Source organism: Streptomyces sp. NPDC054813 (assembly GCF_053611365.1).
Window position 1 is genome coordinate 34749 of sequence record NZ_JBSHAF010000004.1, and the last position, 15529, is coordinate 50277.

Annotated in this window: 11 protein-coding genes; 7 read left to right on the forward strand and 4 right to left on the reverse strand. The window is 73.4% G+C overall.

Annotation, left to right across the window (positions count from 1 at the left end; genetic code table 11):
* Positions 1-376: 376 nt before the first annotated feature.
* Together ACWGJB_RS08760 and ACWGJB_RS08765 are read left to right on the forward strand one after the other, a co-directional pair.
* Positions 377-1414: a rod shape-determining protein gene (locus ACWGJB_RS08760; protein ID WP_453379501.1), complete on the forward strand. Its 1038-nt coding sequence runs from the start codon at positions 377-379 to the stop codon at positions 1412-1414.
* A gap of 113 nt (positions 1415-1527) precedes the next feature.
* Positions 1528-3651 (forward strand): prolyl oligopeptidase family serine peptidase, encoded by a 2124-nt coding sequence (locus ACWGJB_RS08765; protein WP_453379502.1) that lies wholly within the window; start codon positions 1528-1530, stop codon positions 3649-3651.
* A 21-nt stretch (positions 3652-3672) separates the two neighbouring features.
* Here ACWGJB_RS08765 and ACWGJB_RS08770 read toward each other — a convergent pair whose 3' ends face one another.
* The 3 genes from ACWGJB_RS08770 to ACWGJB_RS08780 form a co-directional block, all read right to left on the reverse strand.
* Positions 3673-4377 carry a Clp protease N-terminal domain-containing protein gene (locus tag ACWGJB_RS08770; RefSeq protein WP_453379503.1) on the reverse strand — a complete coding sequence of 235 codons (705 nt, stop codon included), beginning with the start codon at positions 4375-4377 and terminating at the stop codon, positions 3673-3675.
* Positions 4378-4801: 424 nt separating this feature from the next.
* Positions 4802-5791 carry an NADPH:quinone reductase gene (locus ACWGJB_RS08775; protein ID WP_453379504.1) on the reverse strand — a complete coding sequence of 330 codons (990 nt, stop codon included), beginning with the start codon at positions 5789-5791 and terminating at the stop codon, positions 4802-4804.
* 51 nt (positions 5792-5842) lie between these two features.
* The gene (locus ACWGJB_RS08780) at positions 5843-7150 is read right to left on the reverse strand and encodes an alpha/beta hydrolase (RefSeq protein WP_453379505.1); all 1308 of its coding nucleotides are present in this window, start codon (positions 7148-7150) and stop codon (positions 5843-5845) included.
* Between the two features lie 175 nt (positions 7151-7325).
* Between ACWGJB_RS08780 and ACWGJB_RS08785 the strand changes: the two genes are divergently transcribed.
* A complete protein-coding gene (locus ACWGJB_RS08785) occupies positions 7326-10199 on the forward strand; it encodes an AAA family ATPase (RefSeq protein ID WP_453379506.1) in 2874 nt (957 codons plus the stop codon).
* 127 nt (positions 10200-10326) lie between these two features.
* Positions 10327-11952, forward strand: a complete 1626-nt coding sequence (locus ACWGJB_RS08790) for a S53 family peptidase (protein WP_453379507.1) — start codon at positions 10327-10329, stop codon at positions 11950-11952.
* 177 nt (positions 11953-12129) lie between these two features.
* Here the strand turns inward: ACWGJB_RS08790 and ACWGJB_RS08795 are convergent, their stop codons facing one another.
* Positions 12130-12921, reverse strand: coding sequence for a hypothetical protein (locus tag ACWGJB_RS08795; protein ID WP_453379508.1), 792 nt, complete (start codon positions 12919-12921; stop codon positions 12130-12132).
* 326 nt (positions 12922-13247) lie between these two features.
* Here ACWGJB_RS08795 and ACWGJB_RS08800 point away from each other — a divergent pair, with 326 nt between their 5' ends.
* Genes ACWGJB_RS08800 through ACWGJB_RS08810 form a run of 3 tightly spaced genes read left to right on the forward strand, consistent with a single transcriptional unit; the run spans position 13248 to position 15509 of the window.
* A complete protein-coding gene (locus tag ACWGJB_RS08800; RefSeq protein WP_453379509.1) occupies positions 13248-14606 on the forward strand; it encodes a GH25 family lysozyme in 1359 nt (452 codons plus the stop codon).
* A gap of 34 nt (positions 14607-14640) precedes the next feature.
* A complete protein-coding gene (locus tag ACWGJB_RS08805) occupies positions 14641-15039 on the forward strand; it encodes a hypothetical protein (RefSeq protein WP_453379510.1) in 399 nt (132 codons plus the stop codon).
* Between the two features lie 53 nt (positions 15040-15092).
* Positions 15093-15509, forward strand: a complete 417-nt coding sequence (locus tag ACWGJB_RS08810) for a hypothetical protein (protein ID WP_453379511.1) — start codon at positions 15093-15095, stop codon at positions 15507-15509.
* Positions 15510-15529: the final 20 nt, after the last annotated feature.

A 15529-nucleotide genomic window follows, 5' to 3' on the forward strand; every position in this document is an offset into this window, starting at 1 on the left:
TTGAGCGGTGCTGGCGGGAAGGCGCCCGGGCGGGTTTCCGCCACGGCGCCGGGACAGGGGTGTCGCGTCCGGCGTTCGGCGGTCGTCACCGACCGCGATCCCCGCACGGCGCCCGCGTACCTGCGCCGGCGCGGGCCGAAGCCGAGCGGGAGGCGCCCGGCAGGCCGACGTCCCCTTCTTCCGTGTCGGCGGCGAACCCGGCCCGCGTCCCCTCCTCGAGGCCGCCCGCACCCTGTAGCCGGGAAACCCCCCGTTCAGCCGCGCCCCGCCCGGCCCCCTCCCGAAGGCGCGCCGTCAAAATCCCCCGGAGGATGCGAAGCAGGCCGCCGACCGGCGGTGCCACCCCGTACGGCCCGCGCACTCGGGAGGATCTGCCGTGACCGTCAGTCTGGAGCAGTTGCGCCGCTGCCATTTCGCCGTCGATCTGGGGGCCGCCCGCACCCGGGTGTACGTGAAGGGCATGGGCCTGGTCGTCGACCAGCCTTCCGTGGCCGCCGTGAACACCCGGACCGGCGCCCTGATCGCCGTCGGCGAGTTCGCGGAGAAGATGACCGGCCGGACACCCGACTACATCCGCGTCGTACGCCCCATCTCGGGCGGTACCGTCGTCGACATCGAGATCGCCCAGCGGATGCTGCGTCATCTGCTCGGCGACAAGATCCGCCGTTCCCTGCGCCGCAAGCCCCGGCTGCGCGCGGCGGCCTGCACCCCGCACGACGCCGATCCGCTGGCCCAGCGGGCGACCATCGAGACGCTGGCGGGGCTGGGGGCGCGGCGGGTGGAGCTGGTCGACACGCTGATCGCCGCCGCCGTGGGGTGCGGGATGCCTGTGGAGCGGCCCGAGGCGACCATGATCATGGTCTGCGGGGCCGCGGCGACGCAGGTCGCGGTGCTCTCCCTCGGGTCGATCGTGTGCGCCGAGCGGCTGCCGGTCGGCGGCGAGGCCGTGGACCGCGCGATCGTGCAGCATCTGCGGCACGAGCACGAGCTGATGCTGCCGAGCCAGTCGGTACGGCCCCTGCAGCTCGCCCTGTCCGGGAACGGCCTCACCCCGCACGGCCCGGCCTCCACCGAGATCCACGGGCGGGACGTGGCCACCGGCCTCGCCCGCAGCGTGCGAGTCGACACCGCCGCCGTACGCGATGCCATCCAGACGCCGCTCACCGGGGTGCTGGACGGGATCGGCAAGGTGCTGCGGGACTGCCCGCCCGATCTGGTCGCCGATCTCGCCGACCGCGGGATCATGATGGTCGGCGGCTCGGCGCTGCTCCCCGGTTTCGACCAGTTGCTGCGGCAGGCCACCGGTATGCCCGTGCACATCGCGGAACGGCCGGACGTGTGCGTCGTGCAGGGCATCGGCGCGATGCTGGAGGGCCGCATCGAGCCGCTGGTGCTGAACCCGCTGGCCGCCTGACCCCGACCGGTGGGCCGGCGTCGACTTCCCGTCGTACCGGGCCTGTGATCGTCGTCCCGGCCGTCCCCGATATTCCCATGCCGCCGCATCGGACGGGTGACACCCTGTCGGGCATGGTGACCTCCCCGCTTCTGCGACAGCTCGCCCGCACCCGCCGCTTCACCCTCGGCGCGCCCGCCCGCGTCACCGTGGCGCCGGACGGTGCCCGGGTCCTGTTCCTGCGGAGCCGGGCCGGAGACGATCCGGTCGGGTGCCTGTGGTCGCTCGACCCGGCAACCGGTGCGGAGCACCTGCTGGCCGACCCCGCCGGGCTGCTCGGCGACGCGGCCGACGAGGTGCCGGAGGAGGAACGCGTCCGACGCGAGCGCGCCCGGCAGGCGGCCTCCGGGATCACCGACTACGCCACCGACGCGGCCACCCGGCTTGCCGCGTTCGCGCTCTCCGGGCAGCTGTGGGCGGCGGACACGGGCTCCGGCGCCGTCCGGCGGCTGCCCGCCCTGCAGCCGGTGGTGGACCCGCGCCCCTCCCCGGACGGCCGGTACATCGCCTACGTCTCGCACGGCGCGCTCCGGGTGATCGGAGCCGACGGCAGCGGCGACCGGGCGGTGGCCGCGCCCGAACCGGCGGAGGGTCCGGACGTCTTCTTCGGCCTGCCGGAGCATGTGGCGAGCGAGTCGATGGGCCGCCACCGGGCGTACTGGTGGGCGCCGGACGGGGAGCGGCTGCTGACCACCCGGGTGGACAACCGGGAGGTCGGGCTCTGGTACATCACCGACCCGGCCGACCCCGCCAAGCCGCCGCGCTCCATGCGCTATCCGCGGGTCGGCACCGCCAACGCCGAGGTCACGCTCTGGATCGCCGACCTGGCGGGCGACCGCACCGAGGTCCGCTGGGACCGGGCCGGCTTCGAGTACCTGCCGGTGGCCGGATGGGACGGGCACGGTCCGTTCGCCGCCGTGCTCAGCCGCGACCAGCGCACGCTCCAGGTACTGGCCGTCGACCCGGCGGACGGCGCGACGAGCCCGCTGGCCGAGCGGCACGACGAGCGCTGGGTGGAGCTGCTGGTGCCCGGGGTGCCCGCGCGGACCGCCTCCGGCCTGCTGGTCGACTACCTCGACCGGGACGAGACCCGGCATCTGGGCATCGACGGCACGCCGGTCACGCCGGACGGCCTGCAACTGCACGAGGTGCTCGCGGTGGACGGCGAGACGGTGCTCTTCGTGGCCTCCGCGGAACCCGCCGAGCGCCATGTGTGGACATACCGCCGGGGCGAGGGCGTACGCCGGTTGACCGAGCAGCCGGGCGTGCACACCGGCGCTCACGGTGGCGGCACGCTGGTTCTCACCACGCGCACCCCGGAGCGGCCGGGCTCGTACACCACCGTGTACCGGCTGACCGGGGACGGGCGACCGGAGCCGGCCGGCCCCGCGCCCGTCGAGATCACCTCGCACGCCCAACGGCCGCTGCTGGACGTACGCTTCGAGTCCGCCGCCGTCGGTCCGCGCGAACTGCGCACGCGCCTCTTCCTGCCGTCCTGGCACCGGACCGGTGATGCCCCGCTGCCGGTGCTGGTCGACCCCTACGGCGGCCCCGCGATGCAGAAGGTGCTGGCCGAGCAGGCCGGTCACGCCTTCGTCTCGCAGTGGTTCGCCGAACAGGGCTTCGCGGTGCTGGTGACGGACGGAGCGGGCACGCCCGGACGCGGGCCCCGCTGGGAGAAGGAGATCTTCGGCGACCTGATCGGTCCGACCCTGGACGACCAGGTCGCCGCACTGCACGCGACGGCCGAGCGCCACCCGGAGCTGGACCTCGGCCGGGTCGGTATCCGCGGCTGGTCGTTCGGCGGGACGCTGGCCGCCGCCGCGGTGCTGCGCCGGCCCGACGTCTTCCACGCCGCGGTGGCGGGCGCCCCCCTCACCGACCAGCGCCTCTACGACGCCTGTTGGAAGGAACGCTTCCTCGGTCCGCCCGACCGGTACCCGGAGCACTATGAGCTGTCGTCGCTGCTCGCCGACGCTCCGAAGCTCAGCCGCCCGCTGCTGCTGACGCACGGGCTGGCGGACGACAACGCGTTCGTGGCCAACACGTTGCAGCTGTCCCGCGCTCTGCTGGCCGCGGGGCGGCCGCACGAGGTGCTGCCGCTGAGCGGGATGACACACTCGGCGCCGGCCGACGACACGTTCGCCCGGCTGCTCGGGCACCAACTGGAGTTCCTCCGGCGGCACCTGGCCTGCTGACGGTGCCGGACGGTCGTTTCGTCACTGCCCGCCGCGCGCGGCCGGCCGTTGGGCGATCTCGGCCTCGACCGTCTCGTGCAGCTCGTCCGACGTGAAGCCGAGGTTGCGCAGGATCTGCGCGGCCAGGCTCTCGTCCACGCGGATCAGGCCCAGGAGCATGTGTTCCGTGCCGACCCAGTCGTGGCCGAGGTCGGCGGACGCGCGGAGTGCCTGCTCGATGACCTCCTTGCTCTCCGGGCGGAAGGGGATGTGCCCCCGCAGCACCTTCTGCCCGGCCGGCGGCATCGCTTCCTCGATCGCGTCGCGGATGCGTTGCTCCGACTCGGTCCTCGCGACCAGCACCTCGTACGCCAGGCCGCGTGGTTCGCCGAGGAGGCCGAGCAGGAGGTGTTCGGTGCCGATGGAGTCGTGCCGGTGGGTTCGGGCGGCCTCCTGGGCCAGCACGATGCCGTGCCGGTTCAGGTTGGTGAACCGCTCGAACGGGTTGGACGTGTGGCGTTGCTGGGCGGCCTGTTTGGTCACCCCGATGGCGTCGCCGATCTCGGTCCATGACGCGCCGGTCTGCTTGGCCTTGCTGACGTAGTGGTCGATGAGCTGGTCACCGAGGTCGGACAGGGTCTGGGAACGCAGTCGGGCCTCGCTGACACGGGCGAGTGCGTCGGCTTCGGGAAGTTCCTCGTCGAGTCGGGCGATCAGGTCGGCGAGGCTGATGTCGAGTGGACTCATGCGTCAATCTTAAATTGACGATCCTCGACCGTCAATCTGTAATTGACGGTCGGTCCGAAGCAAGGCCCGCGCGCAGGAGGCGCGTTGACCGCCGATCGATATACGCCTAGTACGGCAGGATCCGCCCGGAAGGCGTCCTGCGGTCGATCTCCTGTCCCCGGGGAGCGGGCCGACGAACAACGCGTACGCGGATCCGACCGTCCATGACGCCCTCCTCTTGCCGAGCCCTGACCGGGCCTGCCGTCCGGTAGGAGGGCCATGCCCCGCGACCGGTACCTCCAAGCCTCATGAGCGCCGCGAGTTGGCAAACCACCCTTCCCCTCCCCATCACCCCGTTCGGAAACTCCGGTGCTGCCGTGCCCGTCGTTTGACACACCCGTAATGCGGCGTCATCCGCAGGCAACAACAAGGGACTTGGCAGCCGTCAGCTTCGTCGGAGCGGTCGGACCCGGAGCACCTGCTTCGCGCGGGCCTCCCCCGCCTCCAGCCTGGCGTGGGCCTCGGCCGCCGCGGTCAGCGGCAGTACCTCGGTGGCACGCGGGCGCAGCAGCCCGTCGGCCAGCAGCCGGCCGACATGGGCGGCGGCCTCGGCGAGTTCGTCGGTGCGGGCCCGGGAGATGGCGAAACCGTGCACCGACCGGTCCTGCGGGTACAGCGCCGCGGCCGGCAGGACGGGCCGGGTCCGCAGCCCGGCCATGACGACGACGCGTCCGCGCGGCGCGAGCAGGTCGAGCGCCGTCTCCAGGTCGTTGCGCCCGGAGGTGTCGACACACAGGTCGACCCCGTCGGGTGCGGCCTCCCGGATCCGCCGGGCCGGCTCGGGGTCCCGGTAGTCGACCGCCTGCCGGGCGCCGAGCGTACGGCAGTGGTCCAGGTCCCGGGCGGCGGCGACGGCCACCACCCCGGCCCCGGCCCGGGCGGCCATCAGCAGGGCGGCGCTGCCGACGTTCCCGGCGGCGCCGAGGACCAGCACCGTCTCCCCCGCCCGCAGCCGCCCGTGGGTGAACAGCGCGAGGTAGGCCGTGGACGCCGGGTGGGCGAGCGCCACCGCGTCCACCGCGTCGACGCCGGCCGGCAGCCGGTACAGCCGGTCGTACGGCACCACGGCCCGCTCGGCGGCGGCGCCCTGCCGCCCGGCGTGCCCGAGGCTGCTGCACCACACACGGTCGCCGGGCCCGAAGCCGGGTGCGGCGGGGCCGGCCGACACGACCGTGCCCACCAGGTCGCGCCCGACGACGAAGGGGAAGGACAGCGGCGTCCGCCAGGCCCCGGAACGTACGTAGGTGTCGACGTGGTTGACGGCGGTCACCTCGACGTCGACGAGCACGTCGCCGGGTCCGGGCTGCGGAGCGGGCAGTTCACCGACCCGGATGAGGTCCGGCGGACCGAGCTCTTCGATGTAAGCGGCAAGCATGGCTGGATTCTGCTCCGGCCGAACGGCTTTCCCCCGTGACCCGGCCGTCCGTCACCGGCGTGCCGTGGCGGTGGAGCTGGGTTCCGTGCCCTCCGCGCGGAGCGAGCCGTGGCCGGGGGTGGGGGTGGGCCGGGGTGTGCCCTCGGCCTCGGTCGTCCGCTTCGCGTGGTGCCGGGGTACGACGTCCTGCGGGAAGGTCAGCTGGCCGTTCATCCACTTCAGGGCGGCGGGCATCTCCCGTACCCAGGTGGGGAAGTTGTGGCTGCCGTTCTCGGGGAGGATCGAGACGACCCGCATGGGCGCCCTGACGGCCCTGATGAAGGCCTCGGTCTCCGCGTAGCCCTTCTCGCCGTGCTTGCTGTTGGCGACCAGGACCGAGACCTGGGGGACGGGCAGGTGCTTCAGCCGCCACATCAGGTCGTGGCCGTCGACCCGCGCCTGGCGGCCCGGACCGCTGCCGAAGAGGTTGCCGGTGGTGGGGTCGTCCTTGACCTTGTAGTCCGGGGACAGGGCGGCGGCCGTGGTGTAGACGCCCGGGTCGCGCATCGTGAGCTGGAGGGCGCAACTGCCGCCCGAGGAGTACCCCATGACGCCCCAGGAACTGGCGTCGTGACCGGCCCGGTAGCCGGACCTGATCGCCTCCGGCAGGTCCTTGGCCAGGAACGTCTCGGTCTGCGGTCCGCCGGGGACGTCCACGCACTCGGTGTCGCGCGGCGGGGCGATCGTGGGCCGGATCATCACCATGATCGTCGGCTGCATCTGGCCCTTGCCCTGCAGCTCGCCGGCGGTCTGCGAGACCCGCAGATGCTGGGCGAGGTTGAAGATGCTGCCCGGGTAGCCGCTGAGCGCGACGATCACCGGGAACCGCATGCGGTGGTACGCCTTCTGGAAGTACTGCGGCGGCAGATAGACGAAGGCCGGGTCGACCACGCCGGTGCGCCTGCCGACGATCTTGACGGACTCCACCCGGCCGACGGCCGCGGCCGGCCCGTCCGGCAGCCCGCTGACCCGGTTCAGCTGCTGGTCGCCCGCGGGCTGGACGAGCCCGCCGTGGACACTGCTTATGCCGTTCACCGAGCCGTCGCCGGTGCCGCCGGCCGCCTGCGTGACGCCGACGGGAGCGGTGTCGACGTCGCCGAACAGTTCGCCCCAGGAACCGAAGAACTGGTACGACGAGTTCAGTGCGCACGCGAACGCCGCGACGATCGTGACCTGGGTGACGCCGACGGCCGCCAGCCGTCCGAGTACCTGCCACAGCCCCGGCCTGGCGAAGCGCGGCCACAGCCAGACCAGCAGCGCCACGCACAGGGCGGCGAGCACCACCGTCGCATATACGGTCGTTCGACTGGTCAAACCCATGTCGTTCAGTCCCTGACTTCCCTGCCCGTGCGTATTACCTACGCACAGGAGGAGGGCGGAAGAGCCTTTCCCGTTCCGTAACGAGGGATTCAGGCAAAAGACATTGCCTGTTCCTTTATGTCGCATGGTGATCGATGTCATTGACAAGCCGATCACCGAAGGTTGTCATGAACACATGTTTCCGACCGGGCGCCGTGCGCTGCTCGACGCCGCCCGAGTCCAGGCGGCGGCACGCCCCGGAGTGCTCCTCCACGGACCCGCCGGCATCGGCAAGTCCACGCTCGTGACGGCGCTCGCCGCGACCCTGGCCGCCGACGCCCCGGCCGGCACCGTACTGCACTGCGCGCCCGCCGAGGAGGAGACGCGGCTCCCCTTCGCGGGTCTGGTCGGCCTGTTCGCACGGGTCCCGGAGAGCTGCCTGGAGACCCTGCCGCCCGAGCCCCGGACAGCGCTGCGGGCGGCCCTGTTGCGCGGCCCGGAACCGGCGGACGACCGGGGCCGTCTCGCGGTGCGCGTCGCCGTCCTCGACGCGTTGCGCGCCCTGGCCGCCACCGGCCCCGTCCTGCTGGTCGTCGACGGTCTGCAGTGGCTGGACGAGCCGACCGCCGAGGTCCTCGCGTTCGCCGTACGCCGTCTCGAAGGTCCCGGCATCGGGATGCTCGCCACCGAGCGGGTGGCCGACGGCGGACAGCCCGAACGGTTGCGCTGCTGCCCGCCCGGCACCGTCGAACTCCCCGTGCCGCCCCTGACGGACGGCGAGACGGCCCGCCTCGTGCGCGCCGAGCTCGGTGCCGACCTGCCCCCGGCACTGCTGCGGGCGGTCCAGGAAACCGCCGCCGGAAACCCCTTGTACGCACAGGAGTTGGGGCGGGCGGCCCGGCACGCCCCGGTGCCGCTCGACTTCGGCTCGCCCCCGCCCGTGCCCCCGAGGCTGCGCAACCTCCTTCTGGCGCGGACCCGTTCGCTGCCGGAGGCGGTGCGGCACACCCTCCTCGTCGCGAGCGCCGCCGCCCGCCCCACCCTGACCCTGCTGCGTGCCGCGGGAATCCCCGACCCGGCCGCGGACCTCGCGGAGGCCGAACGGCTCGGCATCGCGACGGCCGACGCCGAGGGGATCGTACGGTTCGGGCACCCCGTACTGCGGGCGGCCGTGCACGCGGACGCCCCCGAGCACGGCCGGCGGCAGGCACACGCGCGGCTGGCCCACGCGGCGGCCGAGCCCGTGCAGCGGGCCCGCCACCTCGCGCTCGCCCACCCGTACGAGGACGAGGCCACCGCCCGCACCCTGATGTCCGCGGCCGGGTCCGCTCGCGGCGACGGCTCCCCCGGCGCCGCCTTCGAACTGGCCGCCCTCGCCGCCCGCCGCACCCCCGCCGACCGCCCGGCGGAGCAAGCCGAACGGCTGCTGGCCGCGGCCGAGTACGCGTGCGACGCCGGACGGCCCGAGGAGGCGGGCGAGGCCGCCGGCGCGGTCCTCGCCCGGTCGGGCTCCGCCGCCCAGCGGGTGCGGGCCCGCCTGGTCCTGCTGCTCGGTGCCGGGCAGGCGCTGGAGAGCGCCGGGGACCTGATCGCGGAAGGCCTCCGGGACGCCGCCGGCGACCCGCGCTCCGAGGCCCGGCTGCACCACTGGGCCGCCGTACGGGGGCTGCTGTGCGGGGAGTTGACGGAGGCGGCCCGGCAGGCCCGGCAGGCGGCCGCGGCCGGCGACACGGAGACCAGGATCGGGGCCCTCGCCACCCTCGCCCGGGTGCGGTCCCTGGCCGGGGAGCCGGTCGCCGCCGACGCCGCGCTCAAGGAGGCGCTCGCCCTCGTCGGCGGCGCCGACGGCGGCCCGGAGAGCCGGCGGCTGATCCGGATGCGGGCGATCCTCGCCCTGGACTCCGACCAGGTGACCGAGGCCCGCGACCAGGTCGTCCGGCTCCTCGCGGAGACCGGCGGGTCGGCCGGGGCCGAGGAGACGGTGGCGACCCTGGTGGCGCTGACCCGCATCCAGGTCCGCGCCGGACACTGCCGGGAGGCGCTGCGCACCGCGGCCCGCTGCTCGCGCGCCACGGGCCAGGCGGCCCCGGCGCTGTACGCGGCGGCCCTCGCCGCGACCACCGGCGGCGCCGCCGACGAGGCCCGGCAGCTGGCCGCCCGGGCGGTCCAGGCCTCGGAGGCCGACGGCGACCGGCTGTTCCTGATGCGCGCGTTGGCGGTGCTCGGGCAGGCCGAACTGCTCGGCGGCGATCCGCGCGGGGCGGCGGCCGCGGTCGAGGCGCTGCAGCGCGTCAAGGAGCTGGGCGAGGCCATGTGCGCCGCCGACCCGCCCCTGCTGCACTGGTACGCCGACCTGGCCGAGGCGCTGGTCGTCCTGGGCGAGACCGACGCGGCCGGCGCCGTGCTCCACGACGCCCACGCGCGGCTGCCGGACGCGGCGCCCGGCAGCGTGCTGGCGGCGCTGGAGCGGGCGGCGGGCCTGCGCGAGGCGGGCCTCGGCCGGGCAAAGGAGGGGGCGGTACGGCTGCACGGCGCCGTCGAACGCCTCCGTCACCTCCCGCTCCCCGTCGACCTGGTACGCACCCTGATCGCGCTCGGGGCGGTCGAGCGCCGGGCCCGCCGCCGGAACGCGGCCCGCGAGGCGCTCGCCGAGGCCCTGGAGACGGCGACCCGGATCGGCGCGGCACCGCTCGCGTCCCGGGCCCGGGAGGAGCTCGCCCGGCTGGCGGCCGGGGAGCGCGGCGGCGAGGCGGGCGCCGGCGGGCCCGAACTCACGCCCGCCGAGGCCAGGATCGCCGAACTGGTCGGCGGCGGGGCGACCAACAGGGAGGTCGCCGCGGAGCTGTTCATCAGCGTCAAGACGGTGGAAGGGGCGCTGTCGCGGGTCTACCGCAAGTTCGGCGTCCGCTCGCGCACCGCGCTGGCGCACGCGATGGCGGTCGCCGTCCTCGCGTCCGGAGCGGCCGTGGACGTCATCGACGACGACCAACCCGGGCCCCCGGCAATGGACGTGACGATCAGTCAGTCGGCCCGCGTGCGCGTCCCCCGCACGTTCGACACCCGCAATTAACACGCAACGCAAGGGTTACCCCGCTTATGGGGGCAGGGCCGCAGTTCCTACGGTGATCCCGTTCCGCTCGCGGGATTCCGCTTACGGGGCACACTCCCCACCCCCCACCCCCCTCCGGAGGACTTCGGTGAAGTCACGCCTGAAACTGCTCGGTCTGGTCGCCGCGCCGGCCCTGGTCACGGCGGTCGTCCCCGCCGCCTACGCGTCCGACGCCCCCCACACGGCCCGCGCCGCCGTCGCCGGGGACGTCCTGCCCGGCCTCAAGCACAACGCGTCCCGCACCGGCAAGGTCGCCGCCGGCAAGCGGATATCGGTGGCGATCAGCCTGACTCCGCGCGGCGGTAAGGCCCTTGACACCTTCGTGGCCGAGGTCAGCGACCCGCACTCGGCCTCGTACGGCCACTACCTGACGAAGCAGCAGTTCGCGGCCCGGTTCGGCCGGACCGACGCCGAGGTGAAGAAGCTCCGGGACTACCTGCGCTCGCAGGGGGTCACCGTCGGCAAGGTGCACTCGGGCAACCTGCTGGTCGACGCCAGCGGCACCGCCGCCCAGCTGCAGAAGGCCTTCGGCACCGAGCTGTCGACCTGGAAGGACGCCGCCTCGGGCCGCTCCTTCTACGCCAACGACAGCGCGCCGACGCTGCCGTCCTCCCTCGCCTCCCTGGTCAGCGACGTGGCGGGCCTCAACAACCGCGTGCAGCTGCACCACCAGGCGACCCCGCACACCGTCTCCCCGCACGACGGCCCCGGCGGCGGCTACACCCCGGCCCAGCTCAAGGGCGGCTACAACGTCTCCAGCACGTACACCGGCAGCGGCCAGAAGATCGCGCTGCTGGAGTTCGACGGCTTCCAGCAGTCCAACATCACCAAGTACGACACCAACTACAGCCTGGGTTCGCCCACCCCGACCGTGTCCAAGGTGGACGGCGGCTCCGGCTCGCTCGGCGACGGCCAGGTCGAGGTCGAGCTGGACATCGAGGTCCTGCACGCGATCGCCCCGAAGGCGAACGTGACCGTGTTCGAGGGCCCCAACTCCGACGCCGGCGAGGTCGACACCTACCAGGCCATCGTCGACAGCGGCATCCCCACCACCTCGATCAGCTGGGGCGCCGCCGAGAGCGCCCGCACCACCGCCAACATCAACGCGGTGGACGCCGTCTTCAAGGCGGGCGCCGCCGAGGGCCTCGGCTTCTACGCGGCCTCCGGTGACGACGGCTCCGACGACGCGGGCGACGGCACCACCGCCGTCGACTACCCGGCCAGCGACCCGTACGTCACGGGCGTCGGCGGCACCAAGCTGACCGTCACCTCCGCCAACGCCTTCAGCAAGGAGGTGGCCTGGTCGGGCGGCGGTGGCGGCAAGTCCTCCGTCTTCAAGATCCCGAGCTGGCAGACGGCCGTCCAGAAGAGCGCGGGCGGCGGCTACCGGCAGGTCCCGGACGTCTCGGCGCACGCCAACCCCAGCCCCGGCGTCTCCATCTACTCGCAGGGTTCCTGGTCCTCGGTCGGCGGCACCAGCGCGGCGGCCCCCGAGTGGGCGGCGTTCGCGGCCCTCTACAACCAGCGGGCCGCGGCGGCCGGCAAGGCCAACCTCGGCTTCGCCAACCCCGCGCTCTACTCGGCGAGCGGCACCGGCTTCCACGACATCACCAGCGGCAGCAACGGCGCCTACTCGGCGGCCTCCGGCTGGGACTTCACCACCGGCTGGGGTTCGTACAACGCCTCGACCCTGGCCACGAAGCTCCTCGGCTGACCCCACCTCCCGCACCGCCGGACGCGTCCGGCCCGGCCCCGGCCCCGAGTCCTGCCTTCGGACCCGGGGCCGGGCCTTTCGGGTGCCGGGCCTTCCGGGTCTGCTGGGCCTCTCGACCCCGTGGGGCCTCTCGACACCGCCCCGGGCCTCTCGACCCCGTGGTTCGGCGGCGGGTCGTCACCTGACGTCGACGAAGTCGCCCGCGACGGTGGCCGGGCCGGTGGTGGCGGTGCCGGTGAAGAGGAAGCGGAAGTAGCCGTCCGCCTTCGCCTTGGTGGTGGTCCTCAGCGTGCCGCCGCTGCCGCTGGTGACGTTCTTCAGGGTGGTGTACGCGGAGCTGCCCTTCTTGCGGAACTGCAGCCGTACCGACTGCCCCTGGTAGCCGGTGTAGCCGCCGCTCTCCCAGTCGGCGCGGGTGAGCCTGCCGGTGACCGTGACGGTCCTGCCCTTCTTCACCGGCTCGGGCGAGGCGTTGACCGTCACCTTGGCCGACCGCTGGAACCGGGCCGTGCCGGCGACGTCGGTCTCCGTCCAGTCGTCGCCGGTGTCCTGCGCCGCGGCGAGCACCTTCCAGGTGCCGGCGAGGCCGTTGTGGCCGAAGTCCCGTGCGGCGTCGACGCCGAAGCTCACTTTGCAGGTGACGGCGGTGCGGTCGGCGGAGGCCGCGGTGCACGCACCCGCCGGCGGGTACTGCGGCAGGATGCCGTCGGCGTCGTCGGTGTTCGGACCGTGCCACAGGTAGGCCCAGGACGCGGCGACGCCGTCCGGGTCCTCGGCCGTCCAGCTGATCGTCACGGTCTTTCTGGTGGTCAGGCCGAGTACGACGTCCTTGCCGCCGTTGACGACGACGTCCGAGAACGTGGTGCCGCCGGACGCGGCCCGGTCCGCAGCCCGGGCGGATGCCGGAACCACCGACGCGGAAGAGCAGGCGGCAAGAGACAACAGGACGACGACCGCACGCATGCGCATGGATTTCCTCCCTCGGGATCGGCGACCTCACCGGCTCAGCACGGCGGGGCCTGACGACGGGTCATGCCGACTAGACACGTGAGGGCCGGTCCCGGTTGCCCCCCTTTCTCCGGTCCGGCCGCGGCGGACCGCGGTGTCCGCCCCGGGAGCCCCGTCCGAGCCGCCGTGTCCCACGTGCATCCCAGCGGTGATCCGTCCCCGCAGATCACAGGCGTGCGACTGTCCCGGCGTCCCGGCCGGGGAGAAGCCGATCCGCTTCGGGACGAGCCCTGCCAGCCTGATCCGTGCCGGGACCTCCCGGCTACCAACCTGAGGGGGAACACCAGATGGGACAGAGGACGCTTCTGCGGGGTCTGACCCTCGCCGTGGCAGCGGTCCTGCCTCTGTACGGGCCGACGGCGGTACAGGCGGTACAGGCGGCGCAGTCCGCCGCGGCCGCCGCGGTCGCGGTCTGCGGGCATACGAGCGCACAACCCACGCTGCAGCGGGGATCGACGGGGGACCCGGCGGTCGAGGCGCAGTGCGAGCTCAATCTGGCGACGAAGCCGAGCCGGTACACACCGATCGCGGCGGACGGCTCGTTCGGGCCGGCGACGGAGACGCGGGTCAAGGAGTTCCAGCGGTGCGCCGGGCTGGACGCGGACGGAGTGCTCGGCCCGCAGACCTGGGCGGCGCTGAACACCTGGGCCGCCCAGCCGCACACCTGCGCGACCCAGGGCACGTCGAGCACGGCGCAGACGGCCGTGTGCGGCCACACCGACACGCGGCCGACCCTGCAGAAGGGCGCGAAGGGCACCGAGGTCGAGGAGGTGCAGTGCCGGCTGAACCTGGCCATGGAGCCCTTCCACTACCCGCCGCTGACGATCGACGGCGACTTCGGGGGCGGCACCGAGGGCCGGGTCATCGAGTTCCAGCACTGCGCCAACCTCGGTGCGGACGGCGTCGTGGGCCCCAACACCTGGGCGAAGCTGGTGGACTGGGCCGGCCGCAACACGTACTGCACGCCGCCGCGCCCCGCCGGCTACCCGATCGACGGACTGGACACCGCCAAGTACCAGCACCCCGGCGGCGCGCCGATCGACTGGAAGGCCGTACGGGCCTCGGGTGTCGAGTTCGCGACGGTCAAGGCCACCCGGGGCCTGAACGTCACCGACGAATACCTCGCCACCGACCTGCCGGCGGCCAGGGCGGCGGGACTGGCCGTCGCGCCCTACCACTTCTACACGGGCACCGCGGCCGACACCGGAGCCGCACAGGCCGACCGGTTCATCGCCGCCGTGCGGGCCACCGGCTACACCGGGCAGCGGGCGGGCGACCTGCCGCCGGTGTTCGACCTGGAGCGCATGGACGACGGCACCGGACGCTGCCCCACCTACGGCACGGTGGCCGACGCCAAGGCCTGGCTCGACAAGGTGGAGGCTGCCTTCGGCCGCACCCCGATCATCTACACGCAGAAGTCCTTCCTGGACGACTGCCTGGGTTCGACCACCGCCTTCGCCCGGTATCCGCTGCAACTCGCGGACTACCGGCAGTCGATCACCCAGCCGCCGGTGCCGAACGGCTCGACGACCTGGGCGATGTGGCAGTACACCGACGCCGCGCTGTTCCCGGGCATCAAGGCACCGGCGACCGCGGACGTGTTCAACGGCACCCAGGCCGACCTCGACCGGCTGGCCAACCGCTGATCCCGGCCGTACCGCCGTACCAAGGAGGACCCCCATGACCACCCGGTTCGCTCGCGCGTCCCTCGTCGCGCTGCTCGTCACCCTGGGCCTCACCGCTCCCGCACCCGCAGCCTCGGCCGCCGCCACCGCCACCGCCACCGCCACGAGCTGCTACGGCGGGGCCGTCACCGTGCGCTACGGGGACGTGCTCGACTTCGGCCCCTACTGGACCACCAGCCGCTGCATCGACATCAACATGCGGGTCACCGGCGGAACCGCGGACTACGTGAACGCCTGCGTGAAGTTCGCGAAGACCGGCGTCTGCAACCGCTGGACCAAGGTCGGCCGCAGCTGGACGACCATCGCCACCGACGTCCTGGACGGCACCAAGTTCACGGTGCCCAACGGCGTGCCCCTGGAGGGCGACGACGCCGTCATGCAGATCGCCTTCTGAGCCCCTCTCCCCTCCCCCTCGCCTCTCTCCCCTCACACGGAACGGAGACCACCATGATCCGGAGCAGGATCCTGCCCGCGGCTCTGATCACCGCGGCCGCCCTGCTGGGAGTGGGCGTCGCGCCCGCCTCCGCACAGACCTCGGCCGCCGCCACCAGCTGCTACGGCGGCGCGAAGACCCTGACGTACCACTACCAGGCGGCCGTCAAGGAGTACGGCACCTACACCACGTCCTCGCGGTGCAACGACATCAACATGCGGCTCATCACGGACGCGCCGGGCGTGTACCTGGACGCCTGTGTGGTGTTCACCGACCACACCACCAAGTGCAACAACGGCGACGCTTACACCACCCACGGTACCGAGTGGGGGACCGTCGCCACGGACGTCCTGGACGGCACCCACTTCATCCTGCGCGTGCACGCCTACGACATCGACGCACAGAACGTGACCTTCCAGATCGCCTACTGACCTCTTCTTCCCGAAAGGAC

Excerpts from the sequence above, each read along its gene's own strand:
- ACWGJB_RS08765 (WP_453379502.1), top strand. The coding sequence starts at position 1,528 with ATGGTGACCTCCCCGCTTCTGCGACAGCTCGCCCGCACCCGCCGCTTC.
- ACWGJB_RS08770 (WP_453379503.1), bottom strand. The coding sequence starts at position 4,377 with ATGAGTCCACTCGACATCAGCCTCGCCGACCTGATCGCCCGACTCGAC.
- ACWGJB_RS08775 (WP_453379504.1), bottom strand. The coding sequence starts at position 5,791 with ATGCTTGCCGCTTACATCGAAGAGCTCGGTCCGCCGGACCTCATCCGG.
- ACWGJB_RS08780 (WP_453379505.1), bottom strand. The coding sequence starts at position 7,150 with ATGGGTTTGACCAGTCGAACGACCGTATATGCGACGGTGGTGCTCGCC.
- ACWGJB_RS08785 (WP_453379506.1), top strand. The coding sequence starts at position 7,326 with ATGTTTCCGACCGGGCGCCGTGCGCTGCTCGACGCCGCCCGAGTCCAG.
- ACWGJB_RS08795 (WP_453379508.1), bottom strand. The coding sequence starts at position 12,921 with ATGCGCATGCGTGCGGTCGTCGTCCTGTTGTCTCTTGCCGCCTGCTCT.
- ACWGJB_RS08800 (WP_453379509.1), top strand. The coding sequence starts at position 13,248 with ATGGGACAGAGGACGCTTCTGCGGGGTCTGACCCTCGCCGTGGCAGCG.
- ACWGJB_RS08805 (WP_453379510.1), top strand. The coding sequence starts at position 14,641 with ATGACCACCCGGTTCGCTCGCGCGTCCCTCGTCGCGCTGCTCGTCACC.
- ACWGJB_RS08810 (WP_453379511.1), top strand. The coding sequence starts at position 15,093 with ATGATCCGGAGCAGGATCCTGCCCGCGGCTCTGATCACCGCGGCCGCC.